This window comes from Duganella flavida, assembly GCF_009857445.1.
Classification (GTDB): Bacteria; Pseudomonadota; Gammaproteobacteria; order Burkholderiales; family Burkholderiaceae_D; genus Rugamonas; species Rugamonas flavida.
The window spans coordinates 26166-51552 of record NZ_WWCN01000004.1 but is presented as its reverse complement, the minus strand read 5'-3'; the positions used below and the strand labels follow the sequence as shown (position 1 = coordinate 51552).

The window sequence follows — 25387 nt, the reverse complement described above, 5'->3', positions numbered from 1 at the left end:
CACACATCGCGCAAGGCCAAGGCGGCTTAGGATGCAGTTTTCTACAAGGAGAAGCATCATGAGCAAACCTAGCGAAAAAGGCTTCAAACCCGGCGCCAATATGCCATCCGAGGGCTACGATCCGAAGCAGGAAGGCATGTCCGAAAGCGGCAACCACGCGAGCGGCAACCGCGCCAACGACACCCCAACCAATCAGCAGAGCGCATCCGCCACAGCCAAAACGGTGACCCACCGTGACCGCACCGCTGGCGCGCGTGGCGACAAGGCGGACGGCAAGCGTTGATTCCAGTTTACTGGACATGGATTTCCTGTAAAATGGAAATCCATGGACATCAATCTTCTCATTGCCCGCCGCGTGCGGGAGCTGCGCGATGCGCACGGTCTATCGCTGGATGCACTGGCCGTGCGCAGTGGCGTCAGCCGCTCTAATATTTCGCTGATCGAGCGCGGAGAGAGCAGCCCTACTGCAACGGTGCTCGACAAACTGGCCAGCGCGCTGGGCGTAGCGCTGGCTGCGCTGTTCGAAGACAAAGGCGCCCCGGAGGCAGAGCCCTCGCCACTTGCACGCGTGGCCGAACAACCGGTGTGGACCGATCCTGCATCCGGCTACATGCGCCGCAGCCTGTCGCCGCCCGCGCCGTCGCCTCTACAGCTGGTAGACGTGGTGTTCCCGCCCGGCCAGCGCGTGGCCTACGACAGCGTGCCGCACAACGCCGACATCCACCAGCAAGTGTGGATGATCGAAGGTGCGATGGAAATTAGCGTGGGAGACCAGCGCTGGCGGCTGGATGCCGGTGACACGCTGGCCATGCGGCTCGACCGCCACATCGTCTATCACAATCCTACTCGCAAGCAAGCGCGCTACCTCGTAGCGCTGACCACGCAACCCACCAATAGGAGAAGCACATGACCATCATCGTGCGACGCATCGGCTCCGGCGAAGCCCTCGAACGCGCCGAGCCGCTGGCGCAAGCGCTGTCCGATGTCTTGATCGATTGCGTGGAAGGGGGTGCATCCGTGAGCTTCATGCTGCCGCTGGCGCGCGCTAAAGCGCTAGCTTTTTGGCACGGTGTGCTGCAAGGCGCGGAGCGCGGTGAACGTGTGCTGCTGGTAGCGCAAACCAGCGAAGGCCGCATCGTAGGCACCGTGCAGTTGATCACCGCATTGCCCGACAACCAGCCGCACCGCGCCGACATCGCCAAGATGCTGGTGCACCGCGACGCCCGCCGCCGCGGTGTGGCCGCTCAACTGATGGCCGCCGTGGACCACACCGCGCGGGAACAGGGAAAGACCGTGCTGGTACTGGACACCGTGACGGGTGGCGACGCCGAACGCCTGTACCAGCGCGCCGGCTGGCAAACAGTTGGCGTCGTGCCGAACTACGCCTTGATGCCAGATGGCGCCTACTGCGGCACCACCTTCATGCACAAGCAGCTTTAGAAATCGACCTCGCCTTCGATCACGGCCGGATAGCCACTGATCGCGCGCGAGGTCTGCATGCCCGCCATGACCGCCGCTTCCACGCAACCTGCGTTGATGCCTGTCTTGATCCAGTCACCGGTCAGGAACAGGTTGGAAAATCCCGACTGGTCGGTGCGCAAGCGGTACTTGGTTGAATTCACCACCGACATCACATAACGCTCGGAAGGATCGACGTTGGCGCGCCAGTACTGCGCGTCAAAGCGCTGCACGCCGGTGGCCTCGCTGCCGTCCACCAGCCAATGCCATGGGAACGCGCCTGCTGGTCCGGCGGCCGGCCACAGAGAGGCGATCTGCTTGCCCAGCTGATTGACGGCGCCTGCCTTGGCCACTTCCGCCATCCGCGCGGGGAAACCGTGATCGCTGACCGGCGGATAGCTCTCCACCGGCAGCGCGCTGCAGAAGTAAGACACGTTGCGCGGATCCAGCGGCGCTGGCCAGTCTTCGCGCACCAGCAACTGGTCCATCGGCGCCCAGGTGTCATAGGGTTCGGTGAAGCCGCTCAGCACCGGCTGCTGGCCGTCAGGCTGATAGGTCCAGCCCATCTGCGCCAGATCCTTGTCCAGCCAGACCTGATAGGCCTGCGTGGCTACCGTCTGCACTTTTTCGGAGGTAGCCAGCAGCGCCGGGCTTTGCGCCAGCAGCTGCGGACATAGCACCGGCAGCGAACCAACCGAAATGCCAAACACCACCTGGTCAAAGTCGATACCGCGCTTCAACGTAACGACCGGCAGTTCCTTGTCAAACGCCTCGCGGTATACCGCCGGCCAGTCAGTCCAGTGCGACTCCAGATTGATTTTCCCGGACTGCAGCAATTCCGCCTGCGCCGTGTCGATCTGGCCGTACAGCGGCTCGCTCGGCCAGCATTCCAGATCTTTCACGGGCACCAGTGGAGCGTAGCTGCCGCCTGCCAGCGCCACTTGCTGCGTCATGCGGATGCTGCCAATCTGGCTGCCGTCCGGCACCAGCTCCTCCACCTTGTGGAAGAATTTGAATTTGACGCCCCGCGCCAGCAAAGCCTGATACATCGGCGTGAAGATGGTATCGCCCATCCCGGCCTGCATCTTGAACATGATGCCGCCTTTGTAGGCCAGGCCGATGCGCGCCATCGCGCGCAGCAGGGTGCCCGCTTCCGCATTCGGCTGGTCGAAGTTACCGCCTTCGTAGGCAAACACCAGGTCGTAGAAACCACGCACCGGCGCCGAATTCACACACAGCTCTTGGTCGCCGCCATGCTTGCGCAGCCAGTCACGGAAGTCGATATCGTTGATGACATCGAAGCCATGCCTGATGACGCCATCTTCAAACACGCCTTTCATGACCGTGATACCGAGGTCCAGACAGATGAACAGGCGGCGGATATCGTCCGCTATATCTCCATCGGCGTTGGCAATCAGCTTGCCGTAGCGCGCATGCAGCTTACCGCGCACACCCGCCATCGCAGCGGCCAACGCCAGATGCTGCCCCTCATCCGCATCTGCCGCCATATTGAACACCATGCCGGACAGCGCGCTGGCCAGCAGCGATATATCATTCAACAACTCATGCACCGACGACGTCACGCCTGCGGCCAGGTCATGCACCCAGTCCGGAATCGCGCCCGTGTGCGACACATGCGGCGCCAGCTCCTGGGTCAGATGATCCAGGCTGTGTATCCACTTCTCGATCCAGCCCACCATCGCCACCGCCATCTGCCACAGCGTGATCTTTTCATCGCCCTCGCCCGGTTCGCCCGGCAGCGTTGGGAATTCGATGGACCAGTTATGCCACTGATCGCCCACCTGCTCCGACAAGGCCACGTAATCCTGCTGCTTGAAGGCGTCGCGCCAGGTCGCCAGCGGCGAGCCGGCCGGACGATCCAGGCTGGCATAGGCCGCTTTGATCATCTTGAAGGCATTCGCGTAGAAGCCGAACCAGATGTGCAGGCCATGTTCTTCAATCCGCTGTCCCAGCTTGGCGTTGCGCCCGCTCGCTCCCTTGCCGCCCAGACGCCAGCCTTGCTGGTACACGGTGATGTCGTAGTTGTTCTGCCATCCCGGCTGGTCGCTCAGATAGTAAGCGGTGGTCACTGCGCCGACGCCGCCGCCCAGGATCGCAATCTTCTGCGGCGCGACGGACGAATTATCGACCAGCTCTTCGCCCGGTTGCGCGGTGAAATCAAAGTTCAGGTAATACGGCAGGATGGCTTGCTGCGGCCCCAGTTTCAAGCCCAGCGTCTGGTTCAGCGGGAAGCTGTCAAAGGCATGCAGCACGGCCTCATATTCGGAACCCAGCACTTTGCCGCTGTGGATTTTCTCGATGGTGGCCGGCGCCGCCAGAATCGCCTGGTAGACCGCTTTCAGGCCCGCGCTGTCCGGGAACTGCTTGAGGAAGATCTGGTCGATGCGCGGATGACGCAGCAGCGAGATGATGTCCTCCCAGCCCGCGACATCCATGTTGAAGAAGTCCGGTATCGACAGGAACAGCGTGATCGCCTGCTCAATGATGTCGGCGATGCTGCTGACCTCACGTTCGCCGTCCGTGGCCTGCGTGGCGTTCACCTCCAGCAGTGGGTGCATGGCGATTTTCGTCTCTGGCGCAAACGGATGAAAACCCTTGGCCGACAAGGCGCAGCGCTTGGCGTCGATCTCATATTCGCACAGGTACTTGGGATAGCCGAACAGCTCACGGCCATTAATCAGCGCCATCGCATCGTCGACGAAGATATGGGCTGGGTAGTAATAGATGTGGGCCAGCTTGCCCTCGTCATCCATCGCTCCCACCATGATCCAGGTGACGATATCGATTTCCGTAATCCAGCCCTTGGCATGGTCCACCGGGGCGGCAGAATCCGCGTGATTCACGCGCGTGAAGGTGATCAGCACATACGGCGACAGCGCCTTGAATCTGATGCGCTGGCCGGCGACGGCGTTCAGCGTATCGTCCAGCGTAGCCTGTAATTTGGCCAGATCGCCTTTGACGAAAAAGCCGTACATCTCGGAATTCTTCAATTGCAGCGGTGAGTGCATCATCACCGAGCCGCCCTGGTAAATATAGGAAGGTCTGGTCGCCATGTCGTCGCGGAAGAGAGAAGTCGCTAATCCTTCAGTGTATTTCAGATCAGGTACTATTGCCCAAAACAAATTGCGGCTTTCGATATAGAATTTGCCATGGCCAGAGATCATCAAGAACAACGCGCCTGGGTGCGCATGCCGTCCGGGCGGCGTCTGGATTTGCTCGATCCCACACCGTTTGACTGGGACGATAGCGACCTCGCATTGGGTCTCGCGCGCACCTATCGCTGGGGCGGACATTCGGCGTGGCCGTTGCCGCTGTCGGTAGCGCAGCATTCGCTGACGGTGATGCATGTGCGCGCCGCCGCAGGTGCAGCGGCCGGGCTGTCGCTATCACCCATCTTCGCGCTGCGCGAACTGCTGCACGACGCGGAAGAAGGCTTGCTGGGATTCGACTGCATCTCTCCGCTCAAGCCCTTCCTGGGCGAAGCCTTCAAAACGCTGACAGTGAAACTGGAAGCCGCCGTCTTCCTGCGCTACGGCCTGCCGCGCTGGACGCAGAAAGAGCATGCCGCCCACAAGCTGGCCGACCGCCTCGCCGCTGCCAGCGAAGCGGTACACGTTACCGGCTGGTCCGCACAAGAAGTCCAGCAAACGCTGAAAATAAAAGTACCGCCACTCAGCGAAGATCCGCTGCAATCCATCTACGGCGGCACCGCCTGGGAACCCTGGCCTCCCGCCCTCGCCGCCGAACGCTTCCTCGCGGAGCTTGAGCGCCTGAAATTGGTGTGTGGCTGACTATACCTTCGTATAACTATACGCAGCGGGCAAGGTTGGTGAAAATGGTCACATCAACTTCCTCTGGAGCCCGACCATGCATACCGCTTCCATCATCATTGCCGATGTCCATCCGCTGATCCGCGCCGGCATGGCTGCGTTGATTACGTCCGATGGGAAGTTCACGCTGCTTGGACAAGCCAGCAACGGTACGCAGGCGGTGGAGATGTGCGAGCGCTTGCAGCCGGACCTGTTGCTGATGGATCTGGACCTGCCCGATTGCGACGGCGTCGAGGCGCTGGGTCGCATTCGCGCTCATCATCCGGACGCCAAGGTGATCATCCTCAGCGGCCATGACGGCGAAGAACATGCCGACCGCAGCATGCGCGCCGGGGCCCAAGCCTATATGCTGAAGAACGCCCCGCTCGACGATCTGATGACCTGCATCCACGCCGTTCTGCAAGGCCGTAAATTCATGATGCCGGAGCTGGCCCTGAAGCTGGCCAGCCGCATCCACGGCAACCAGCTGACGCCGCGCGAACGCGACATCCTGGTGCACCTGGCCAGCGGCATGAGCAACAAGGTGATTGCGCGTGAAGCCGGCATCGGCATCGGCACGGTCAAATTTCACGTCAAGAGCATTATGTCCAAGCTCAACGTCTGCACCCGCACCGAGGCTGCAATGGTGGCCGCCCGGCGCGGTCTGGTGCACCTGAACTAAGGACTGCTTCTTAAGCAAGGGGCGCAGCCAGTGCGCCGGCGGCCCCATTTACACAAGGATGATGCAGGCGGCGTTACGTGCTTAACCGCAGCTGCTTACTTGGCCGGCACGGCAGCCAGCACTTTATGGCTGCCTTGGGTGCGTTCCGGCGCTTTGTGCACCATGGTGTAGGCGTAGTCCACGCCCATGCCGTAGGCGCCCGAGTGTTCACGCACGATGGCCATGACGGCGTCATAGGTTTCGCGGTGGGCCCAGTCGCGCTGCCATTCCAGCAGCACTTGCTGCCAGGTCACCGGCACCACGCCGGCCTGGATCATGCGCTGCATGGCGTAGTCGTGGGCTTCTTTCGAGGTGCCGCCCGAAGCGTCGGCCACCATGTAGATTTCGTAGTCGCCTTCCAACATGGCACACAAAGCGAAGGTGGTGTTGCAGACTTCCGTCCACAGGCCCGCCACGATGACCTTTTTCTTGCCGTTGGCTTTCAGTGCATCACGCACTTTCTGGTCGTCCCAGGAGTTCATTGACGAACGTTCGAGGATATCCTTTTCCGGGAACACGTCCAGCAGTTCCGGATAGGTGTGGCCCGAGAAGGCTTCGGTCTCGACGGTGGTGATGGTGGTCGGGATGTTGAACGCCTTGGCGGCCTTGGCCAGCGCCACGGTGTTATTTTTCAGTACCTGGCGGTCGATCGATTGCACGCCGAAAGCCATTTGCGGCTGGTGATCGATGAAGATAAGTTGGCTGTTGTGCGGGGTCAGGACTTCTAATTTAGGATTGCTCATGATGGGGTTCCATGTGGGGTCTAGAGAACCTTTATCTTAGGGGGCGCGCGACTGAAACACTATCTACCTTAATGCAGGCTTTGCACTCACCCTGCCTCTGCTAAGATGGCATCATGAACACACAACTCCACCAATTGACGCGCGCCCTGCGCGACCTGCACAAACAGCTGATCCACATCGAAAGCCAGTACTTCGGCAATGTCGGCAGTCCATTGGAACATCTGCAGCTGATTACCAACCATCCCCATTTTGCCTGGCTGCAAAAGCTGTCCGGCCTGATGACGCAGATCGACGAACGGCTGGACGAAAAAGAGCCGGTCACGCCGGCCGAGGCCAAGGCCTTCCGCCAGTCGCTGGAAATGCTGATCGGCCCATGCGAGGAAGGCGACCAGGAATTCCGCGCCAAGTACAACGCCATGCTGCACGACGGCCCGGAGCTGGTGATGGCGCACGGCGCGGTGCGCAGGCTGCTCGCGGCGATTTAGAGAAAAACAGAAAATTTATCGAAATAATAGAAATAATAAAATTTACCTATTTAGGCGCAGGCGTTAATCTGTCTCTCAATTCCACCGCATACAGAGAGAGCACATCATGAAACGCCTGCACAAGCTGCCCCTGCCCCTCAGCGCCATCGCCTTGCTGGCCGCCTTCATGCTCGGCAACCTCGACGCCCCAGGGGCCGGCTGGGTACTATTCGGCATCGGCATCATTGCCTGGGTCAAACTGGATGCCAAGCAAATGTTAAACTCCGATCGTTACGGCGTGTCGCCAGCGCTGGCCCTGCTGGCCTACCCGGCGCTGGCTGGCGCCCAAGCCAACGTGGCCGTGACCTTCGCGCTGGCGCTGCATGCGCTGGTGGTGTTCCTGATCCTGCTGAGCCGCCACTTGTCGCATGACGTAGCGCAAGCATTTTCTCCACCAAAAAGCATAAGTCAGCGTATCTAAAGCGGTTTTTCCAGATATCCACATCAACTGTGGATAAGCATGTGAATAAGCCCCTCTTGACAGCCGAGAACGCCTTTAACGGCGGGCGAAACAATAAATTGCTTAATCCACAGGCAGATTTTTTATCGCTTAAAATCAATGACTTACAAAATGGAAAAAGTCGCCGCCGGGCGGCTTTTTCGCTTCTTTAAAAATAATTTTATGTGCATAAGTGGGAAGAACCACACCCGTTGTTTCGCCACACTGCGAATTCTTTGACAAAAGTGCTGGCGAGGAATAGTGTCACTCTGAGATCGGCCTGTTCGACCTAACTGGGACTTGATGCATGAATCAGAACGACGACGATACCGATTGGATGATAGAAGACGAGGCGCCGCCCAGCAACCAGCCGCGCACGGGCAATGCTAGCGCCGCCGGTGGGCCGCCGCCTTGGCGCGTCCTGATCGTGGACGACGATGTGGACGTGCACGTCGTCACGAAATTCTCGCTGAGTAATGCCTGCTTCCAGGGCCGCCGGCTCAGTTTCCTGCACGCCTACAGCGGCGAGGAAGCCCTCAACGTACTACGCAATACGCCCGACATCGCGCTGGTGCTGCTGGACGTCATCATGGAAACCAGCGACGCCGGCCTGATGGTGGCGCGCCAGATCCGCGACCAGCTGCACAACCAGCTGGTGCGCATCGTGCTGCGCACCGGCCAGCCTGGCCAGGCGCTGGAACACAGCATCATCCTCGACTACGACATCAACGATTTCTGGTGCAAGACCGACCTGACCACGCGCAAGCTGTTCACCACGGTGATTTCCTCGCTGCGCGCGTACGCCGGCCTGGAGCAGGCGCACCGGCAAATGGTGTCGCTGCAGGCCGAACTGGATGAAGCGCGCCGGCTATTGAGCGTGGTCGACCAGCACGCCGTGATCGCCACGCTGGACGAGCGCGGCAAGATTGCCTCGGTCAACGATAAGCTGTGCGCGGTGTACCAGTTCAGCCGCGAGGAACTGCTGGGCGCCGATCCGCGCCTGCTGCATCCCTCACCCTATCCGCAAGACCAGTTGGCCGATGCGCTGCAAGCGCTAAAAGACGGCGAAGCCTGGACCGATGTGATCAGCACCTGGCGCCGCGATGGCCAGGAAGTGCGCCTGCGTGTCACCGCCACCAGTGACGACGGTGGCGCCGTATTGGTCGGCAGCGTGCTGCAGGCACTCAAAAAACCACTTTAAGTTTCGCTTAAGTGACTGGTCCATAAGCGTTTTTCAGGATATCCACAATTGCTGTGGATATCTATGTGGATATACCCCCATTGACAATGCAGAGCCCCTGTAACGGCGCGGTTTTCAACAAACTGCCCATCCAAGAGGCAAAAACATTACCCTTTAAAATCAATGACTTAGATTTTCACAGATTGTAACAAGAAAACTTTTCAAAAAAATTCTTGTCAACATGATTTGTGCATAAGTAAACGCCGGCAGCGCATATCAATGCACCGTTTTTCGCCGCTGATCAGGGTGTAATAACACCCGTTCGATTACTTTCGGATGCACATTATGCGATTTCAGGTATTCGATGGCACATACGGTGTTGAAGCTGGACTGTACGGTGATGCCGCGCTCGACCACTGCGCTGCCGGCCTCGTCTTGGCGCTGCTGGACTATCGTAACGTTCATCATGATCCTTGGTGAGAGTCAGGGCTGCCGCCCGATCGGTGATGCGCTCAAGGAGTATGGCCGACCATGGTACAAAGTCAATGGCAAGCTCCTATCATTCCGCAATTAAATTTATGCCGTTCTATAATGCGGTATGACGCCCGAGACCGCCCGCCCCCGCCCTACTTCCTTGCTGGATTTATTCATTTCTTTCACCGTCCTGGCGCTGCAAGGATTCGGCGGCGTGCTGGCCGTGGTACAGCGTGAAATGGTCGAGCGCAAGAAGTGGCTGACACCGGAGGAATTCATCGAAGACTGGGCGGTCGCGCAAATCATGCCGGGGCCGAACGTAGTCAACCTGTCGCTGATGATCGGCGACCGCTATTTCGGCCTGCGCGGTGCGCTGGTGGCACTGGCTGGCATGCTGTGCGTGCCGCTGCTGGTGGTGCTGGTGCTGGCACTGCTGTACGCCCAGTACGGCAGCCATCCGGGCGTAACGGGGGCGCTGCGCGGCATGGCCGCTGTGACCGCCGGGATGATTGCCGCGACCGGCCTCAAGCTGGCGTCGGCCTTGCGCAGGCATCCGCTGCCGCGCTGGCAAAACGCGGCGATTGCGCTGCTGTGCGTGGGCTTTGTGCTGGTGCTGCGCTTGCCGTTGGCGTACACGCTGCTGGTGCTGGGTGGGCTCGGTTATGCGCTCACCTACCGCAAGCTGAAGGGAGGCGCGGCATGAGCGAGGCGCCACTGCATATCGTCCTCAGCGCGGCGGACTGGCTGGACCTGTTCGCGCACTACATGCTGATGTCGCTGATGTCGATTGGCGGCGCGATTTCCACTTCGACCGAAATGCACCGCTATCTGGTGGAAGAACATCACTGGCTGACACAAGCGCAGTTCAACAACGCCATCGCCATCGCGCAAGCCGCACCGGGACCGAATGTGCTGTTCGTGGCGCTGATGGGCTGGAATGTCGGCCTCAACGCGGGCAGCTACGCGCTGGCGTTTGCCGGCGTGGCGGTGACCATGCTGGGCATCCTGATCCCGAGCACCACGCTGACTTATCTCGCAGCGCGCTGGGGCCACCAGAATCGCGAACTGCTGGGCGTGCGCGCCTTCAAGCAAGGCCTGGCGCCGGTGGTGGTGGGCTTGATGGTATCGGTCGGCGTGATCCTGGCCACTGCCAACGGCAACCCGGCCCAGGATTGGCCGCTGTGGCTGGTGGCGGCCGGCGCCGGCTTGCTGATCTGGCGCACCCGCATCCATCTGTTGTGGCTGCTGGCTGCGGGCGCGGTGATCGGCTGGTTCGTCGGCTGATTACTTGTTCTGGTAGCCGCCGTAGTATTTGACGGGACTCCAGTCCGGTGCGACTTCCAGCTTGGCCGGCGCGTACTGGCCGTACTCAGGCGCGGCATACACCACCTTGCCGTTGACGATGGTCAGGCTGGCTTCGAGGTTCTTGATCTTCTCCACATCCATCGTGAAGTAGTCCTGCGGCAGGATCACCAGGTCGGCGTACTGGCCTTTGGCCAGCGTACCTTTCAGCTTTTCTTCGCCGCTCATCCATGCGCTGCCTTGGGTCATCAGCTTCAGTGCCTGATAGCGGCTCAGCACATCCTTGTCCTGCCAGATTTTCAGGCCGCCGGCAGTCTTGCCAGTCACTGCCCAATAGATCGACGGCCATGGGCCGTAGCTGGACACGCGGGTGCCGTCGGTGCCAAGGCCGACTGGGATTTTCATCGCCAGCATTTTCTGAATCGGCGGCATCTGGCGCGTTTGCGCGCCGTACTGCTTCCAGTACAGCTCGCCCTGGAAGTACATGCGGTCCTGCACCGCTATACCGCCGCCCAGCGCTTTTACGCGCGCCAGCTGCTTGTCGCTGATGGTCTCGGCGTGGTCGAAGAACCAGCGCAGGCCGTTCAGCGGCGTGTCTTTATTCACTTTTTCGATCACCGCCAGGTCGCGGTCGATGCTCTCGTCGTAGGTGGCGTGGATGCGGAACGGCCAGCGGTTCTTGACCAGCAGGCGCAGCACCGGCTCCAGTTCGCTCTCCATTTGCGACGGCATGTCGGGACGCGGTTCGAGGAAGTTTTCAAAGTCGGCTGCGCTCCACACCAGGTTCTCACCGCCGCCTTCGGTGTTGTAGCCGTTGGCGTAGAACAGGTGCTCGTTCTTGTCAGGATGGGTGAGCGTCAGCCAGCGCTGGTAATCTTCCAGCTCCTTGCCCGGCTTTTGCGCGAACAGGTAGTAGGAGGTGCGCACGGTCAGCTTGCCGTTTTTCGCCAGTTCCAGGCTGACGGCATAATCGTCCGGATAGGCTTGTCCGCCACCGCCCGCATCAATGGCGCTGGTCAGGCCGAGGCGGTTGAGTTCGGAGTAGTACTGCTGCGTTGAGTTCAGCTGCTGTTCGCGTGGCAGCACGTTGGTCTTGGCCAGCGTGGTGTACAGGATCATCGCGTTGGGCTTGGCGATCAGCTTGCCAGTTGGTTTGCCGTCCGCGCCCAGCTCGACCACGCCGTCCTTGAATTTGGTGTCGGCGCTGTAGCCCAGCGTGTCGATGCCCTTTTTGTTCAGGAAGCCGAGGCCATACAGATAGAGCAGGAACACCGGCTTGTCCGGCACTGCTTCATTGATTTCTTCCAGCGTCGGCAGGCGTTTTTCTTCGAACTGGAATTCGTTCCAGCCGCCGACCACTTTGATCCATGCACCGTCCGGCGTGCGTGCGGCCTGCTCCTTCAACATCTGCAAGGCTTGCTTGAGCGAGGTGACACCATCCCAGCGCAGCTCGGCGTTGTAGTTCAGGCCTTCGCGGATGATGTGCAGGTGCGAGTCATTCAGGCCGGGGATCACGGTCTTGCCGGCGGCGTCGATGACTTGCGTGTGTGCGGATTTGAGTTTGAGGATTTGGGCGTTGCTGCCCACGGCTGCTATCTTGCCGTCCTTGATGGCGAGGGCTTGCGCGAAAGCGCCCTCTTTGGTCATGGTGGCGACCTTGCCATTCGTGATGATGAGGTCCGTCGCTGCGTGCGACTGGGACGCGCAGGCGAAAGCCGCCGCGAATGCGAGCTGCGTCAATTTCATGAACTACTCCTGGAAAATAAAAACCGGCGCTCTACATGCGTACAGCGCCGGCGGTGTCAGAGAATTGAGGCGAGCCCAGTTCCCGGTATTAGTCTTTCAGTGCTTCGATAGCGAACGACAGGGTCACGTCATCGCCCACGTGCGGCGCGTATTTGCCGGCGTTGAACTCGGTACGCTTGATGGTGGCAGTGGCGTTGGCGCCGCAAGCCAGTTTCTTCATCATTGGGTGGTCCATGCACGAGAAGTGGGTGATGGTCAGGGTCACTGGCTTGGTCACGCCCTTGATGGTCAGGTTGCCTTCAACGGTGGCCGGCACGTCGCCTTTAAAGTTGACCTTGGTCGACTTGTAGGTGATGGTCGGGAACTTAGCGGTGTCGAGGAAATCTTCGCCCTGGATGTGGCCGTCGAACAGCTTGGAGCCGGTGTCCACCGATTTGGCGTCAATGGTCGCTTCTACCGAGCCGGTTTTGGCAGCGCGGTCGATGGTGAACTTGGCGGTGGTGTTGTTGAAACGGCTTTGCTGGGTCGAGTAGCCAAAGTGGCTGTAGCTGAAGCTGGAGAAGGTGTGGTTAGCGTCCGACGAGAAGCTTTCCGGAGCCGCGAAAGCGGTCAGCGAAACACCAGCAGCGATCAGCAGGGCAACGATTTTTTTCATTTAGAAACTCCTAATGTGGTGAACATAATTGTTCAAGTGACGCTGATTATGCTCGCGACATCTAAAGTTGTAAAACGAAAAATTTACCGCTTTACTATCGATAAAATCGATCATATCCGAATACGGTTATGATAACGAAACGATAGGAAAGCGGTATCTGCCTTAAGGCTGGCTTTATGCTGCGGCCGCAACGGCCGAGGTGACGGGAGTTTGGTTCAGGATGCGGGACAGCAGGCGCTGTTCCAGTGCGGCGAAGGCGGGGTTGCCACGGCCGCGCGGGCGTGGCAGGTCGACTTTCAAGTCCAGCGTGATGCGGCCTTCTTCGATCAGCACCACGCGATCGGCCAAGGCCAGGGCTTCCTGCACATCGTGCGTCACCAGCACTGCGGTGAAACCGCGCGACAGCCATAGAGATTCGATCAGCTGCTGCATCTCGATACGGGTCAGCGCATCAAGCGCCCCCAGTGGCTCGTCCAGCAGCAGCAACTGCGGCTCATGCAGCAGCGCGCGCGCCAGGGCCACGCGCTGGCGCTGGCCACCCGACAGCTCCGACGGCCAATCGTTGGCGCGCTCCGCGAGACCTACAGTGGCCAAGGTCGCCGCCGCCGCGTTCAGCGCATGCGGCAGGCCGATGGCCACATTCTCCAGCACCGTCTTCCACGGCAGCAGGCGCGCCTCCTGGAACATGATGCGGATGCTGGCCGCGATGCTGCCTTTGCCTATCGCGATGCTGCCCTGGTCGGTGCTCTCCAGCCCTGCAATCGCGCGCAGCAGCGTGCTTTTGCCACAGCCGCTACGACCGACGATGGCGACAAACTCGCCCGCCTTCAGCTCCAGCTGCACGTCGTTCAGCACTTGCCGCGTGCCGAACGATTTGCTCACCTGGTCCAGTTCCAGCGACACGCCCTGCCGGCGCGGCGGTTGGGCCGAGGTCCACGTCGCACCATCGCGCAGCGTCGTGCCAGTATCAAATAAAGCGGTGGATATAAACATGTGATCTCCTTAACGGTATGCGGGGTTCCAGCGCAGGAAGTGCTTCTCCAATCCGCGCGACACCAAATCCGCCAGCTTGCCCAGCAAGGCGTACAACAAGATCCCGACCAGCACCACGTCGGTCTGCAAAAACTCACGTGCATTCATGGTCATGTAGCCGATGCCCGCTTGTGCCGAAATCGTCTCCGCCACAATCAGCAGCACCCACACCAGGCCCAGCGAAAAACGTACGCCCACCAGGATTGACGGCAGCGCCGCCGGCAAAATCACATCGCGGTACAGCGGCCAGCCAGACAGGCCGTAGCTACGCGCCATTTCAATCAAGCCTTGGTCAGCCGAGCGGATGCCGTGGAAAGTATTCAGGTACACCGGGAAGAACACGCCCACCGCCAGCAAGAACAGCTTGGCCGTTTCGTCGATGCCGAACCACAGGATCACCAGCGGAATCAAGGCTAGCGCCGGGATGTTGCGGATCATCTGCAGCGTGGTGTCGAGCAGCGTTTCCGCCTGGCGGAAGCTGCCGGTCAACAGGCCAAGCAGCAGGCCGAGGCTCGCACCGATGGCAAAGCCGCTGGCCGCGCGCCACAAGCTAGTACGCAGATGCACCCACAACTCGCCGGAGACAGCCAGCGCCCAGAAAGCCTTCGCCACCGCCCACGGCTCGGGCAAGATGCGGCTGGACAGCCAGCCCAGTTGCGACGACACTTGCCACACTGCGATCAGCAGCACCGGCAGTATCCACGGCGTCCATACACTTTGCTTCTTCATTTACGCGGCCTTCTTCTTCGGCACGATATCGCTGGCCATGATTTCGCCGAATGGGCCGGTCAGCGATTGCTCGCCGTGATCCTTGCCCTTGCCCAGCAGCGGGAACACCAGCTCCGCAAAGCGGTACGACTCTTCAAGATGCGGGTAGCCCGAGAAAATGAAGGTCTCGATGCCGAGATCCGCATACTCCTTGATGCGCGCCGCCACGGTTTCGGGGTCGCCCACCAGCGCGGTCCCGGCGCCACCACGCACCAGTCCCACGCCGGCCCAGAGGTTGGGCGATACTTCCAGCTTGTCGCGGCGGCCACCGTGCAGGGCTGCCATGCGTTGCTGTCCAACGGAATCCATTTTCGAAAATGCTGCTTGCGCCTTGGTGATGGTGTCGTCGTCCAGGTGGCTAATCAACTCATCGGCGGCGCGCCATGCTTCCTCATTCGTCTCACGCACGATCACGTGCAGGCGGATGCCGAATTTCACCGTACGGCCATGCTTGGCGGCGCGGGCGCGGATGTCGTCCAGCTTTGCCGCGACGGCCGCCGGCGGTTCGCCCCAGGTCAGGTACACGTCCATCTGCTCCGCAGCCAGTTCGTGCGCCGGTTCGGACGAACCGCCAAAGTACAAGGGCGGATATGGCTTCTGTACCGGCGGATACAGCGTCTTCGCGCCCTTGACTTGAATATGTTTGCCCTCGAAATCGTAACCCTTGTCGCCGCCCTCGCCCGCCAGCGAAGCGCGCCACACGCGGATGAATTCATCCGAAATTTCGTAGCGCTTGGCGTGGTCGGCGAATAAGCCGTCCGCTTCCAGTTCGCCCTGGTCGCCGCCGGTGACGACGTTGATCAGCAGGCGGCCATTCGACAAACGGTCGAAAGTGGAAGCCATGCGCACCGCCAGGCCCGGCGTGGTCAGGCCCGGACGGATCGCCACTAAAAATTTCAGCTGCTGCGTCACGTGAATCAGCGACGACGCCACCACCCAGGCATCTTCGCAAGAACGGCCGGTCGGCAGCAACACGCCATCGTAGCCCAGCGTGTCGGCAGCTACCGCTACCTGTTTCAGGTAGTTGGCGTCGATCGGACGTGCGCCCTTCGACGTGCCGAGATAGCGGCTGTCGCCGTGGGTAGGGATAAACCAGAAAACATTGAGAGACATCGTTGATTCCTTATTGCGCCGCCAGTTGTTTCGCCGGCAGCTGCGCATCCTTGACAGCGATCGGTTTCGGGATCAGCTTCAGGTTGGCGAAAGCGTCGGCCAGTTTCTGCTGCTGTTCCAGTACGTCGTTGGTGATCGGCTTGACGCCGTAGCTGTAGCGCGATGCCGCCAGCGCCACCACGTCTACATCCAGTCCGGTTTGCGCGGACAGGATCTGCGCTACTTCCTTGGGATTCTTGGCGCCCCACTCGTCCACCTTGGCGATTTCTTCCAGCAGGATGCGAACGATGTCGCCGTTCTTTTCAGCGTACGGACGCGCGGCCAGGTAGAACTGGTGATTCGCCACCAGGCCTTTGCCGTCAGCCAGGACGCGGGCGCTCAGCTGCTTCTCGGCAGCGGCCAGGAAGGGATCCCAGATCACCCATGCATCAACCGCACCGCGTTCAAACGCCGCACGCGCATCAGCAGGCGGCAGGTAGACCACGTCGATATCCTTATAGGCGATGCCGGCCTTCTCCAGCGCCTTCACCAGCAGGTAGTGCACGTTCGAGCCTTTGTTCAGCACCACCTTCTTGCCCTTCAAATCGGCCAGGCTACGCAGCTTGGAATCTTTCGGCACAACGATGGCCTCACTACCCGGCGACGGCGGCTCATTACCGACATAAACCAGATTGGCGCCGGCAGCCTGCGCAAAGATAGGCGGCGCTTCGCCGACGGTACCGAAATCCACGCTGCCGACGTTCAGGCCTTCCAGTAGCTGCGGGCCAGCCGGGAACTCAGTCCACTTGACGGTAACGTTGCGCTGCGCGAGACGCTGCTCCAGCGTGCCGCGCCCCTTCAGCAGCGTGAGGGTGCCGTATTTCTGGTAGCCGATGCGGACTTCCTGTTTGGCCGGCGCCTGCGCGTTGGCTTGCCCGCCCGCTGCCGCCATCACGCCTGCAGCAAACAGCAGGCCCAAAGTATGGCGGCGCGCCGCGCGTTTCTGATCGATGCTCATGATGGCTCCTTATCGTGCCAGCCGCACTGGCTGGGCGTTGGCGACGAAGACCTCGCCGGGCTGCTGGCGTTGCGCATGCAGCGCTGCAGACAGCGCGTCCACGCCAGCTTGCACGCGCCAGGCGATGGACTGGTCCACGGTCAAGCCGCTAACGTCGCTCCACGACAGCTGCTGCGAGGTGGCGTAAATACTGGTGAAGACCTGGCGCGCATCCAGCGCTTGCAGCACTGGGCGCAGCGCATAGTCCAGCGCCAGCATGTGCGACTGGCTGCCGCCGGTGGCCAAGGGCAGCACCAGCTTATCTTTCAAGCCGTCTTGCGGCAGCAGGTCGAGGAAGGCTTTCAGGATGCCGGTGTAGGAGGCCTTGTAAATTGGTGTAGCGATGACGATGGCATCGGCTTCGGCGACCACTTCGATCGCGCGCTTCAGCGCCAGATCGGCGAAGTCCGCGTGCAACAGCGCTTTCGCCGGCAGATCGCGGACATTCAGTTTGCTGTGGCGGTGGCCGAGCGCGGCCAGCTTGTCGCCTACATGCTCCAGCAAACGGCCGGTACTGGAAGGCGCCGCAGGGCTGCCGCCGAGTAGAAGAATGCTCATGGTCTGTCCCCTGTCTTATATGGTGGCGCCAGAATAAAGCCGCCCGATAGAAATCAAAACGAATAGTTTTACGTTTTGATATGCGAAAACCAAAGCATGATTTTTTCGCATATCAAAAGCCGGAATTCTTCGTGTACTGCGTTTAGCGCTGGATGCAATACTAAAAACACCGATACCAAGACGACGGACATACCATGTCTCAAGCACTACTCAAAGCGGCGCACGACCGTGCCCGCGATCCGCTGCATGTCGCGACCGAACTGGCGCAGCGACTGGCAACCACCGCCACCGCCCGCGACCAGGCCGGCGGCCACGCAGCACAGGAACGCGAATGGATACGCGAATCCGGCCTGCTGACTTTATCTATACCCACCGTGTACGGCGGCCAAGGCGCGGACTGGCCAACGGTCTATCAGGTGATCCGCATACTGGCCCGCGCCGACAGCGCGCTGGCCCATATCTTCGGCTTCCATCATTTGCAGCTGGCCGGCATACAGCTATATGGCAGCGCGCAGCAGCAGCGCCGCTTCCTGACGCAGACCGTGGAGCAGAATCTGTTCTGGGGTAACGCCCTCAATCCGCTGGATAAACGCACCATCGCCAGCGATGCGGACTACGGTTTCCTGCTCGACGGCGTGAAGAGTTTTTCATCCGGCTCGGTGGGCTCGGACTGGCTCACCATCTCGGCCTGGCACGAGGCCACACAAAGCGCCTTGATCGGCGTGGTGCCGACGCGCCAGCACGGCGTGGCGGTGCAAGCCGACTGGGATGCCTTCGGCCAGAAGCAAACCGACAGCGGCAATGTGCATTTCAATGCGGTCTCGCTGCCGTCCACGCAGGTGCTGCAAGCGCCGGGCGCCAAGCCGACCGCGCAAGCGACGCTGCGCTCCCAAGTGGCGCAACTGATTATGGCGAATCTTTATCTCGGCATCGGCGAAGGTGCGTTCGAAGCGGCGCGCCAGTACATGGCACATGAGGCGCGGCCGTGGTTCGCGTCCGGCGTGTCGGCAGCGAATGCGGATCCGCTGGTGCAGCATCGCTTCGGCCAGCTGTGGCTCAAGCTACGGCCTGCGGCGGTGCTGGCCGACCAGGCGGCTGCAGAGCTGGAGCGCTTGTTCCGGCTCGGCGCGGCCGTCACCGCGCAGCAGCGCGGCGAGCTGGCGATTTCCGTGGCCGAGGCCAAGGTGCTGGCGCACCAAGCCGGCATAGACGTCAGCAACGACATCTTCGAACTGACCGGCGCGCGCTCGACCTCCGCCAAATTTGGCTTCGACCGCTATTGGCGCAATGTGCGCGTGCATACCCTGCACGATCCGGTCGACTATAAAATCCGCGACCTCGGACGCTATGCGCTCGAAGGTACGCTGCCTGAACCTACTGCATATTCCTGATGACTACTCCCCTGATTCGCATCGAACATGCGAGCAAGGCCTTTGGCGACTTCCATGCGGTGCGCGATGTATCGCTGGATGTGGCCCAAGGCGATATCTTTGGCCTGATCGGCAAAAGCGGCGCAGGCAAGTCCACCTTGCTGCGATTGATTAACCTGCTGGAGCGCCCGGACCAAGGGGCGATTACGGTCGATGGCCGCGAATTGACCTCGCTGTCCAAACGCGACTTGCGCGACGCACGCGCCAACATCGGCATGATCTTCCAGCAGTTTAATCTGCTGCAGAACGCCAGCGTGTTCGACAACGTGGCCTTCCCGTTGCGCATTCACGGCGGGCAGTCGAAGCAGCAGATCGCCGCGCGCGTGGCGGATTGCCTGGAGCTGGTGGGCTTGAGCGACAAGAGCGCCAGTTATCCGGCGCAGCTGTCGGGCGGGCAGAAACAGCGCGTCGCCATCGCGCGGGCGCTGGCCAGCGGGCCTGCGGTGCTGTTGTGCGACGAACCGACATCGGCGCTGGATGCCGAAACCACGCGCGCGCTGCTGGCGACGCTGAAGGACATCAACCAGCGGCTGGACGTGACCATCGTGATCGTCAGCCATGAACTAGACGTGATCGGCGAGATTTGCAACCGCGTGGCAGTGATTGAAGACGGCGCCATCGCCGAGCAATTCGCGCTCGACGATGCAGCCAGCCTGTCCGCCCCGCGCCTCACCGCGCTAGGCCGCGAGCTGGCCGCTTCCGTGGCGGCTAGCGCTGCCAATGCGCTTGCCGCTCTCACCCAGCTGCCGGAGACCGCCCATGTCTGAACTCATCTCCTCACTGGCCGTTTCGGCCGGCGCCATCTACGCCATGCTGCCTGAAATGTGGGAAGCACTCGGCCAGACGCTGCTCATGCTGGCCATAGGCCTGTCCGCCGCCATCCTGATCGGCGGCCCGCTGGGCATCGTGCTATTCCTCGTCGCCGAAGGCCAATCGCTGCAAAACCGCCCTGCCGCACTGGTACTGGGCTGGGTGGTGAACACCGTCCGCTCGTTCCCCTTCATCATCCTGCTGGTGGCGCTGGTGCCATTCACGCGCATCATCGCCGGTACCTCGATCGGCCCACTCGCCGCCGCCGTGCCGCTGTCCTTCGCCGCCATCCCCTACTTCGCGCGGCTGGTCGAACAAAACCTGCGCGAAGTGCCGCGTGGCGTGATCGAAGCCGCCCATGCAATGGGCGCATCGGAACTGCAAATCATCCTGCGCGTGTTGCTGGTGGAAGCGCGCTCCGGCCTGGTACTGGCGCTGACCGTGCTGTCCATCAGCTTCCTGTCCTACTCCGCCGTCGCCGGCGTGGTGGGCGGCGGCGGCATCGGCGACCTCGCCATCCGCTACGGCTACTACCGCTTCGAAACCGACATCATGGTCGCCACTGTCGCCATCCTGATCCTGATGGTGCAAGTGATTCAATTCGCCGGCAACCGCATCGCCAAACGCATCGACAAACGCTAATCAAGGAAACACTCAATGAACACTCGCCGCAAGCTCCTACTGGCCGCAACTGCCGCAGCAATCGCCATCTCCGCCCACGCCAAAGATCCGAAAGAACTAGTGATCGGCACCAGCTCCGGCCCATATGCCGACCAGGTCAAACTGGGCATCAAGCCTATCCTGGAAAAGCAAGGCTACAAGGTCAAGCTGGTGGAATTCAACGACTACATCCAGCCTAACTACGCGTTGGCCGAAGGCTCGCTGGACGCTAACATCTTCCAGCACATTATCTACCTGACCAAATTCTCGGCCGACCATAAACTGGCGCTGTCGGAACTGGTCAAAATCCCGACCGCGCCTATCGCCATCTACAGCAAAAAGCACAAGACGCTGAACGATGTGAAGGAAGGCACCACCGTCGCCCTGCCGAACGACCCGACCAACCAGGCGCGCGCGCTGGTGCTGCTCGATCAACTGGGATGGATTAAGCTGCGCGAGAAAACCGATCCAATCAAGGCCTCGGAAAGAGACGTCGCCGCCAACATCAAAAAAATCAAACTGCTGCCGCTGGAAGCCGCGCAATTGCCGCGCTCCTTGCAGGACGCCGATTATGCCTTCGTCAACGGGAATTACGCGCTGGCCTCGGGCCTGAAACTGAAGGACGCGCTGATCACCGAGAAAATCTCGCCGGCCTACGCCAATCTGGTTGCCATCCGCACCGCCGACAAGGACAAGCAGTTCGCCAAGGACATCGCCGCCGCCTACCGTTCGCGTGAATTCCTGGAAGTGACCAATAAACACTTCGCCGACTACGCCAAGACCGACTACCAGCTCGCGCTAGAAAAGTAATGCGCAAACTCATACGTTTCAACGCCTTCCAGATGAACACCGTGAGTCACCAGTCGCCTGGGCTGTGGACTCACCCGCGCAACGAAAGCCACCGCTACACGGATCCGGACTATTGGACCGAACTGGCGCAGTTGCTGGAACGCGGTCTGTTCGATGCCATTTTCCTGGCCGACGTGTTGGGCGCCTACGATGTCTACCAAGGTAGCGCCGATGCGGCCTTGCGCCATGCGGCACAAGCACCACTGAACGATCCTCTGGCGCTAGTGCCGATCATGTCGCAGGCCACCAAGCATCTCGGCTTCGGCGTAACGTGTGCGCTGACGTATGAGCATCCCTACACCTTCGCGCGCCGCATGTCGACGCTGGACCACCTGACGCGCGGGCGCATCGGCTGGAACATCGTCACGGGATATCTGGACAGCGCAGCGCGCAACCTGGGACTGGACCAGCAACTGAGTCACGACGAACGCTACGACCTCGCCGATGAATACATGGACGTAGTCTACAAGCTGTGGGAACAAAGCTGGGACGACGACGCGGTGGTTAATGACAAAGAGCGCGGCGTGTACGCCGAGCCGTCGCGCATCCATCCAATCGCGCATGAAGGCAAGTATTTCAAGGTGCCCGGCTTCCACCTGTGCGAACCGTCGCCGCAGCGCACACCGCTGCTGTATCAAGCCGGCACCTCGCCGCGCGGTACGGCGTTTGCGGCAAAGCATGCCGAGTGCACCTTCGTCAGCGGGCCTAGCATCCGCGTGGTGAAGAAATACGCCGACGACTTGCGAGCCGCCGTGCGCGCCGCAGGCCGCAATGGCGACGATCTCAAAATCTACGCGCAAGCGCTGATCATCACCGCACCGACCGAAGCCGAAGCGCGCGCCAAACATGAAGACTACAAACGCCACATCAACATCGAAGCGGCGCTGGCCTTGCTGTCCGGCTGGACGGGCGTAGATTTCAGCCAATTCCCACTGGACGCGACGATTGAATACATCGACTCCGACGCCGGCCGTTCGGCGCTGGCATCATTCAGTGCCGCAGATCCCAACCGCAGATGGACCGTACGTGAAGCGGCAGAATTCGTCGGCCTTGGCGGCCGCGGACCAGTGCTGATAGGCGACCCAACGCAAATCGCAGACCAGCTGGAGATGTGGCAAGACGAAACCGGCATCGACGGCTTCAACCTGGCCTACGCCATCACCCACGAAAGCATGCGCGACGTGGTCGACCTGATCGTGCCAGAACTCCAGCAGCGCGGCCGCTACCGCACCGAATACACCGCCGGCACCCTGCGCGAAAAAGTGTTCAACCGCCGCGCGCGCATCACTGCCTGAGCGGCTGTTTCCTTAGCGTTCCCAATGACCACGCATCCATTCCCACTCATTGTGGTGCCAGCTCCAGTGGCCCGGCACCCAATAATGAGCGGGACTAGGAGCGACCGTGATCTGTTCCACAATGACCGCTGGCATTGGCCGCGACGGGCCTTGATACCAGTAGCCACGCTGCCACTGCCAGCCGTGGTCACGCCATGCCCAATGGCCCTGCACCCAGGCGTAGCCAGGCGCCGGCGCTGGCGTTATTGCTTCCTGAATCGGCACCGGCGCATAACGCACGGTGGCCGGATGATCGTGTACCACCACACGCTCCTTTACAACGGTGGTGCAAGCGCTTAAGGCGATGGCGATGGCCGCCGCGTAGATGATCTTCTTCGTCATTATCAGTTCCTTGATCTTTTGCCCGGCGAATTCCGAGTCAGGAATAACAACGCATGAGCCGACGAATTCGATGTATAAAGCCGGTTTCCCGTGTAAGCAAATGTAAGTTGATGCCGAAAGCCGGATGGCAGGTTACGTCAGTCGTTGCGCATCTGCGCCTGGGAGACGTTGCTGGCTGCAGGCACGCTCTGGGTCAGCCACACATTGCCGCCGATGGTGGAGCCGGCGCCGATGGTGATGCGGCCCAAGACTGTCGCTCCGGCGTAGATCACCACGTCGTCTTCGACGATCGGGTGGCGCGGCACGCCTTTGATCAAGGCGCCCTGTTCGTCCGCCGGGAAACGTTTCGCGCCCAGCGTCACGTGCTGGTACAGGCGCACGCGCTGACCGATGATGGCGGTCTCGCCGATCACCACGCCGGTGCCGTGGTCGATGAAAAAGCTGGCGCCGATCTGCGCCGCCGGGTGGATGTCGATCCCGGTCAGCGAGTGGGCGATATCAGAAATCAAGCGCGCTAAAAATGGCGAGCCTAGACGGTGCAGGCTATGCGCCAATCGATAATACAGAATCGCGATGGTGCCCGGATAGCACAGCATGATCTCGGCCACCGACGTCGCCGCCGGGTCGCCCGAAAACGCCGCCTGCACGTCGGACACCAGCAAGGCCCGCACCTCCGGCAGGCTGGCCGCGAACTGGCGCGTGATGTCGTGCGCCTGGCGCGTCATCGCATCGTCATCGGGCGTCGCTTCTTCGGCCGAGAACTGCAGGCCGCGCCGTACTTGCTCGGCCAAGCGGTTCAAGGTGGTGTTCAGCGTATCGCCGACGAAGAAGTCGATGCTCTCGTCGGTCAAATTGGGGCGGCCGTAGTGGGTCGGGAACAGCACCGCCTGCAGGACATTCACGATAGTAGTCAGCGCATCGCGCGACGGCAGCTCGCGGATGCGGCCATGGTGGCGGATGTTATGGGTCGCCTCGCGCGACACGCGCAGCTGCTCGATCACGCTGCCGAGGTTCCAGTGCGAGGGCTTGACGGAGGTGCCATCAAAGGTATCTATGGTCATGTTTTGTCGATTATCGCGTAAAATGCCGGGTCCAACGAAGAATACGCGATTCATGAATATTTTGCTGACGCTGCTGCTGGCAGGCCTCTCTATGGTCGGTCCACTGGCAATTGATACCTACCTGCCCTCTTTCCCGGCCATTACGCAGGGCTTCAACGCCAGCCCGATGCTGGTGCAGCAGACGCTGTCCATGTTCCTGTTCTGCTTCGCTTTCATGATGCTGTTCTACGGAACGCTGTCCGACTCCTTCGGCCGCCGCCCGGTGATCATGGTGTCGCTGGTGCTGTACATCGTCGCCTCCGTGGTAGCGGCGATGGCGCCGTCGATCGGCGTGCTGCTGGCTTGCCGCATCGTGCAGGGACTGGCCGCAGGCGCAGGCTCGGTGGTGGGCCGCGCAATTGTGCAGGACCGCTTCTCCGGCGCCGCCGCACAGAAAATCCTGTCGCACATCATGATGGTGTTCGGCCTTGCGCCGGCCATTGCGCCGGTGCTGGGTGGCTGGCTGCAAGTGAGCTTCGGCTGGCGTTCAATCTTCTGGTTCCTCAGCGCCTTCGGCATCCTGATGCTGGTGGCCGTGCAGCGCGCGCTGCCGGAAAGCCTGGCCGTGAAGGATCGCCATCCCTTCCACCTCGGCGTGATCGCCAAAAATTACTGGAAGGTGCTGTGCCATCACCACTTCCTGCTGCTGTCTGTTGCGGTGGGCATGTGCTTTGCGGGCGTGGCGCTGTACATCGGCTCCGCCGCCTATTTCGTAATGAATATCCTGCACCTGCCGGAGACCGCGTTCGCGTGGATGTTCGTGCCGCTGATTAGCGGCATGGTAATCGGCTCCGCGCTGTCCGGCAAATTCGCCCACAAGTTCTCGCGCAAGCAGCAGGTCTGGCTGGGCTTTGCGGTGATGATTAGTGCGGGCGTGATTAATGTCGCCTACAACGCCGCCTTCGTGGCAGCGGTACCGTGGGCGGTGATGCCGCTGTTCGTGTATTCCTTCGGCCTGGCGCTGGCTATGACGCCGCTGTCGCTGATCGCGCTGGAGTACTTCCCGAATAACAGTGGTCTCGCAGCGTCGATGCAATCCTTCATCCAGATGCTGCTGTTTGCGCTGGTCTCAGGCTTGGTCGCACCACTGCTGTTCGATAGCGCGCTGAATCTGGCATGGGGCGTCCTCGCCAGCCTGGTGTTGAGCGTGATCGCCTGGGTGCTGGCGCAAGCGGGCAAGCCGGTCATCCACGATTAGTCATGGCCAGCCGCCGCCGGCCTCGGTACGCAAGATCACGCTCAAGCATGTAGAATGGCGCATTAAACTGTCATAAGCCTGATCT

At 60.9% G+C, this 25387-nt stretch carries 29 protein-coding genes; 17 read left to right on the top strand and 12 right to left on the bottom strand.

What is annotated here, in order from left to right:
* Positions 1-58 precede the first annotated feature (58 nt).
* From GTP46_RS07115 to GTP46_RS07105, 3 genes are read left to right on the top strand one after another with little or no spacing between them, the layout of a single operon-like run.
* Positions 59-283, top strand: a complete 225-nt coding sequence (locus GTP46_RS07115) for a hypothetical protein (RefSeq protein WP_161005929.1) — start codon at positions 59-61, stop codon at positions 281-283.
* Positions 284-325: 42 nt separating this feature from the next.
* Positions 326-910, top strand: a complete 585-nt coding sequence (locus GTP46_RS07110; protein ID WP_161005928.1) for a helix-turn-helix domain-containing protein — start codon at positions 326-328, stop codon at positions 908-910.
* Positions 907-1440, top strand: coding sequence for a GNAT family N-acetyltransferase (locus GTP46_RS07105; protein WP_161005927.1), 534 nt, complete (start codon positions 907-909; stop codon positions 1438-1440). Before GTP46_RS07110 ends, GTP46_RS07105 begins: the two co-directional genes overlap by 4 nt.
* Here GTP46_RS07105 and GTP46_RS07100 read toward each other — a convergent pair.
* The gene (locus tag GTP46_RS07100) at positions 1437-4532 is read right to left on the bottom strand and encodes an NAD(P)-binding protein (RefSeq protein ID WP_161005926.1); all 3096 of its coding nucleotides are present in this window, start codon (positions 4530-4532) and stop codon (positions 1437-1439) included. The two genes, GTP46_RS07105 and GTP46_RS07100, sit on opposite strands and share 4 nt — an antisense overlap.
* Positions 4533-4628: 96 nt before the next feature.
* Between GTP46_RS07100 and GTP46_RS07095 the strand changes: the two genes are divergently transcribed.
* Both GTP46_RS07095 and GTP46_RS07090 read left to right on the top strand, forming a co-directional pair.
* Positions 4629-5270: a phosphohydrolase gene (locus GTP46_RS07095; RefSeq protein ID WP_229258836.1), complete on the top strand. Its 642-nt coding sequence runs from the start codon at positions 4629-4631 to the stop codon at positions 5268-5270.
* A gap of 76 nt (positions 5271-5346) precedes the next feature.
* Positions 5347-5970 (top strand): response regulator, encoded by a 624-nt coding sequence (locus tag GTP46_RS07090; protein ID WP_161005925.1) that lies wholly within the window; start codon positions 5347-5349, stop codon positions 5968-5970.
* Positions 5971-6065: 95 nt separating this feature from the next.
* On the opposite strand, the gene GTP46_RS07085 is transcribed toward GTP46_RS07090, so the two are convergent.
* Positions 6066-6752, bottom strand: a complete 687-nt coding sequence (locus GTP46_RS07085) for a hydrolase (protein ID WP_161005924.1) — start codon at positions 6750-6752, stop codon at positions 6066-6068.
* A gap of 113 nt (positions 6753-6865) precedes the next feature.
* Between GTP46_RS07085 and GTP46_RS07080 the strand changes: the two genes are divergently transcribed.
* The 4 genes from GTP46_RS07080 (at position 6866) to GTP46_RS07065 (ending at position 8916) form a co-directional block, all read left to right on the top strand.
* Positions 6866-7237 carry a hypothetical protein gene (locus GTP46_RS07080; protein WP_161005923.1) on the top strand — a complete coding sequence of 124 codons (372 nt, stop codon included), beginning with the start codon at positions 6866-6868 and terminating at the stop codon, positions 7235-7237.
* Positions 7238-7343: 106 nt separating this feature from the next.
* On the top strand, positions 7344-7697 hold the full coding sequence (locus GTP46_RS07075) for a hypothetical protein (RefSeq protein ID WP_161005922.1): 354 nt from the start codon (positions 7344-7346) through the stop codon (positions 7695-7697).
* Between the two features lie 41 nt (positions 7698-7738).
* Complete coding sequence (locus GTP46_RS07070) at positions 7739-7888, top strand: hypothetical protein (RefSeq protein WP_161005921.1); 150 nt, start codon at positions 7739-7741, stop codon at positions 7886-7888.
* 134 nt (positions 7889-8022) lie between these two features.
* Complete coding sequence (locus GTP46_RS07065; RefSeq protein WP_161005920.1) at positions 8023-8916, top strand: PAS domain-containing protein; 894 nt, start codon at positions 8023-8025, stop codon at positions 8914-8916.
* A 255-nt stretch (positions 8917-9171) separates the two neighbouring features.
* Here the strand turns inward: GTP46_RS07065 and GTP46_RS07060 are convergent, their stop codons facing one another.
* Positions 9172-9363 (bottom strand): hypothetical protein, encoded by a 192-nt coding sequence (locus tag GTP46_RS07060; protein WP_229258835.1) that lies wholly within the window; start codon positions 9361-9363, stop codon positions 9172-9174.
* Positions 9364-9493: 130 nt separating this feature from the next.
* Here GTP46_RS07060 and GTP46_RS07055 point away from each other — a divergent pair, with 130 nt between their 5' ends.
* Together GTP46_RS07055 and GTP46_RS07050 are read left to right on the top strand one after the other, a co-directional pair.
* Positions 9494-10072, top strand: a complete 579-nt coding sequence (locus GTP46_RS07055; RefSeq protein WP_161005919.1) for a chromate transporter — start codon at positions 9494-9496, stop codon at positions 10070-10072.
* Positions 10069-10653 (top strand): chromate transporter, encoded by a 585-nt coding sequence (locus GTP46_RS07050; protein WP_161005918.1) that lies wholly within the window; start codon positions 10069-10071, stop codon positions 10651-10653. Before GTP46_RS07055 ends, GTP46_RS07050 begins: the two co-directional genes overlap by 4 nt.
* On the opposite strand, the gene GTP46_RS07045 is transcribed toward GTP46_RS07050, so the two are convergent.
* The 7 genes from GTP46_RS07045 to ssuE all read right to left on the bottom strand — a co-directional run bounded on the left by GTP46_RS07045 (position 10654) and on the right by ssuE (position 17579).
* Positions 10654-12417 carry an amidohydrolase gene (locus GTP46_RS07045; protein ID WP_161005917.1) on the bottom strand — a complete coding sequence of 588 codons (1764 nt, stop codon included), beginning with the start codon at positions 12415-12417 and terminating at the stop codon, positions 10654-10656. It lies immediately after the preceding gene.
* Between the two features lie 88 nt (positions 12418-12505).
* Positions 12506-13072, bottom strand: coding sequence for a YceI family protein (locus tag GTP46_RS07040; protein WP_161005916.1), 567 nt, complete (start codon positions 13070-13072; stop codon positions 12506-12508).
* Between the two features lie 174 nt (positions 13073-13246).
* A complete protein-coding gene (locus GTP46_RS07035; protein ID WP_161005915.1) occupies positions 13247-14065 on the bottom strand; it encodes an ATP-binding cassette domain-containing protein in 819 nt (272 codons plus the stop codon).
* Between the two features lie 9 nt (positions 14066-14074).
* Entirely contained in the window at positions 14075-14833 is a 759-nt protein-coding gene (gene ssuC, locus GTP46_RS07030) for an aliphatic sulfonate ABC transporter permease SsuC (protein WP_161005914.1), read from the bottom strand.
* Positions 14834-15985 carry an FMNH2-dependent alkanesulfonate monooxygenase gene (gene ssuD / locus GTP46_RS07025; protein ID WP_161005913.1) on the bottom strand — a complete coding sequence of 384 codons (1152 nt, stop codon included), beginning with the start codon at positions 15983-15985 and terminating at the stop codon, positions 14834-14836.
* Positions 15986-15995: 10 nt separating this feature from the next.
* The gene (locus tag GTP46_RS07020) at positions 15996-16982 is read right to left on the bottom strand and encodes a sulfonate ABC transporter substrate-binding protein (protein ID WP_161005912.1); all 987 of its coding nucleotides are present in this window, start codon (positions 16980-16982) and stop codon (positions 15996-15998) included.
* 9 nt (positions 16983-16991) lie between these two features.
* Positions 16992-17579, bottom strand: a complete 588-nt coding sequence (ssuE, locus tag GTP46_RS07015; RefSeq protein WP_161005911.1) for an NADPH-dependent FMN reductase — start codon at positions 17577-17579, stop codon at positions 16992-16994.
* 194 nt (positions 17580-17773) lie between these two features.
* On the opposite strand from ssuE, the gene GTP46_RS07010 reads away from it, so the two are divergent.
* The 5 genes from GTP46_RS07010 to GTP46_RS06990 are packed head-to-tail and all read left to right on the top strand — an operon-like array spanning position 17774 to position 22623.
* Positions 17774-18970 carry an acyl-CoA dehydrogenase family protein gene (locus GTP46_RS07010; RefSeq protein WP_161005910.1) on the top strand — a complete coding sequence of 399 codons (1197 nt, stop codon included), beginning with the start codon at positions 17774-17776 and terminating at the stop codon, positions 18968-18970.
* On the top strand, positions 18970-19776 hold the full coding sequence (locus GTP46_RS07005; protein WP_161005909.1) for a methionine ABC transporter ATP-binding protein: 807 nt from the start codon (positions 18970-18972) through the stop codon (positions 19774-19776). The genes GTP46_RS07010 and GTP46_RS07005 overlap by 1 nt, the downstream gene beginning before the upstream one ends.
* Positions 19769-20461 carry a methionine ABC transporter permease gene (locus GTP46_RS07000; RefSeq protein ID WP_202414178.1) on the top strand — a complete coding sequence of 231 codons (693 nt, stop codon included), beginning with the start codon at positions 19769-19771 and terminating at the stop codon, positions 20459-20461. Before GTP46_RS07005 ends, GTP46_RS07000 begins: the two co-directional genes overlap by 8 nt.
* A gap of 15 nt (positions 20462-20476) precedes the next feature.
* Positions 20477-21289 carry a MetQ/NlpA family ABC transporter substrate-binding protein gene (locus tag GTP46_RS06995; protein ID WP_161005908.1) on the top strand — a complete coding sequence of 271 codons (813 nt, stop codon included), beginning with the start codon at positions 20477-20479 and terminating at the stop codon, positions 21287-21289.
* On the top strand, positions 21289-22623 hold the full coding sequence (locus GTP46_RS06990; RefSeq protein WP_161005907.1) for an LLM class flavin-dependent oxidoreductase: 1335 nt from the start codon (positions 21289-21291) through the stop codon (positions 22621-22623). Before GTP46_RS06995 ends, GTP46_RS06990 begins: the two co-directional genes overlap by 1 nt.
* Before the next feature lie 12 nt (positions 22624-22635).
* Here GTP46_RS06990 and GTP46_RS06985 read toward each other — a convergent pair whose 3' ends face one another.
* Both GTP46_RS06985 and epsC read right to left on the bottom strand, forming a co-directional pair.
* Positions 22636-23004, bottom strand: coding sequence for a YXWGXW repeat-containing protein (locus tag GTP46_RS06985; protein ID WP_161005906.1), 369 nt, complete (start codon positions 23002-23004; stop codon positions 22636-22638).
* A 137-nt stretch (positions 23005-23141) separates the two neighbouring features.
* Positions 23142-24065, bottom strand: a complete 924-nt coding sequence (epsC, locus tag GTP46_RS06980) for a serine O-acetyltransferase EpsC (RefSeq protein WP_161005905.1) — start codon at positions 24063-24065, stop codon at positions 23142-23144.
* 52 nt (positions 24066-24117) lie between these two features.
* Between epsC and GTP46_RS06975 the strand changes: the two genes are divergently transcribed.
* Positions 24118-25302, top strand: a complete 1185-nt coding sequence (locus GTP46_RS06975; protein ID WP_161005904.1) for a multidrug effflux MFS transporter — start codon at positions 24118-24120, stop codon at positions 25300-25302.
* Positions 25303-25387: the final 85 nt, after the last annotated feature.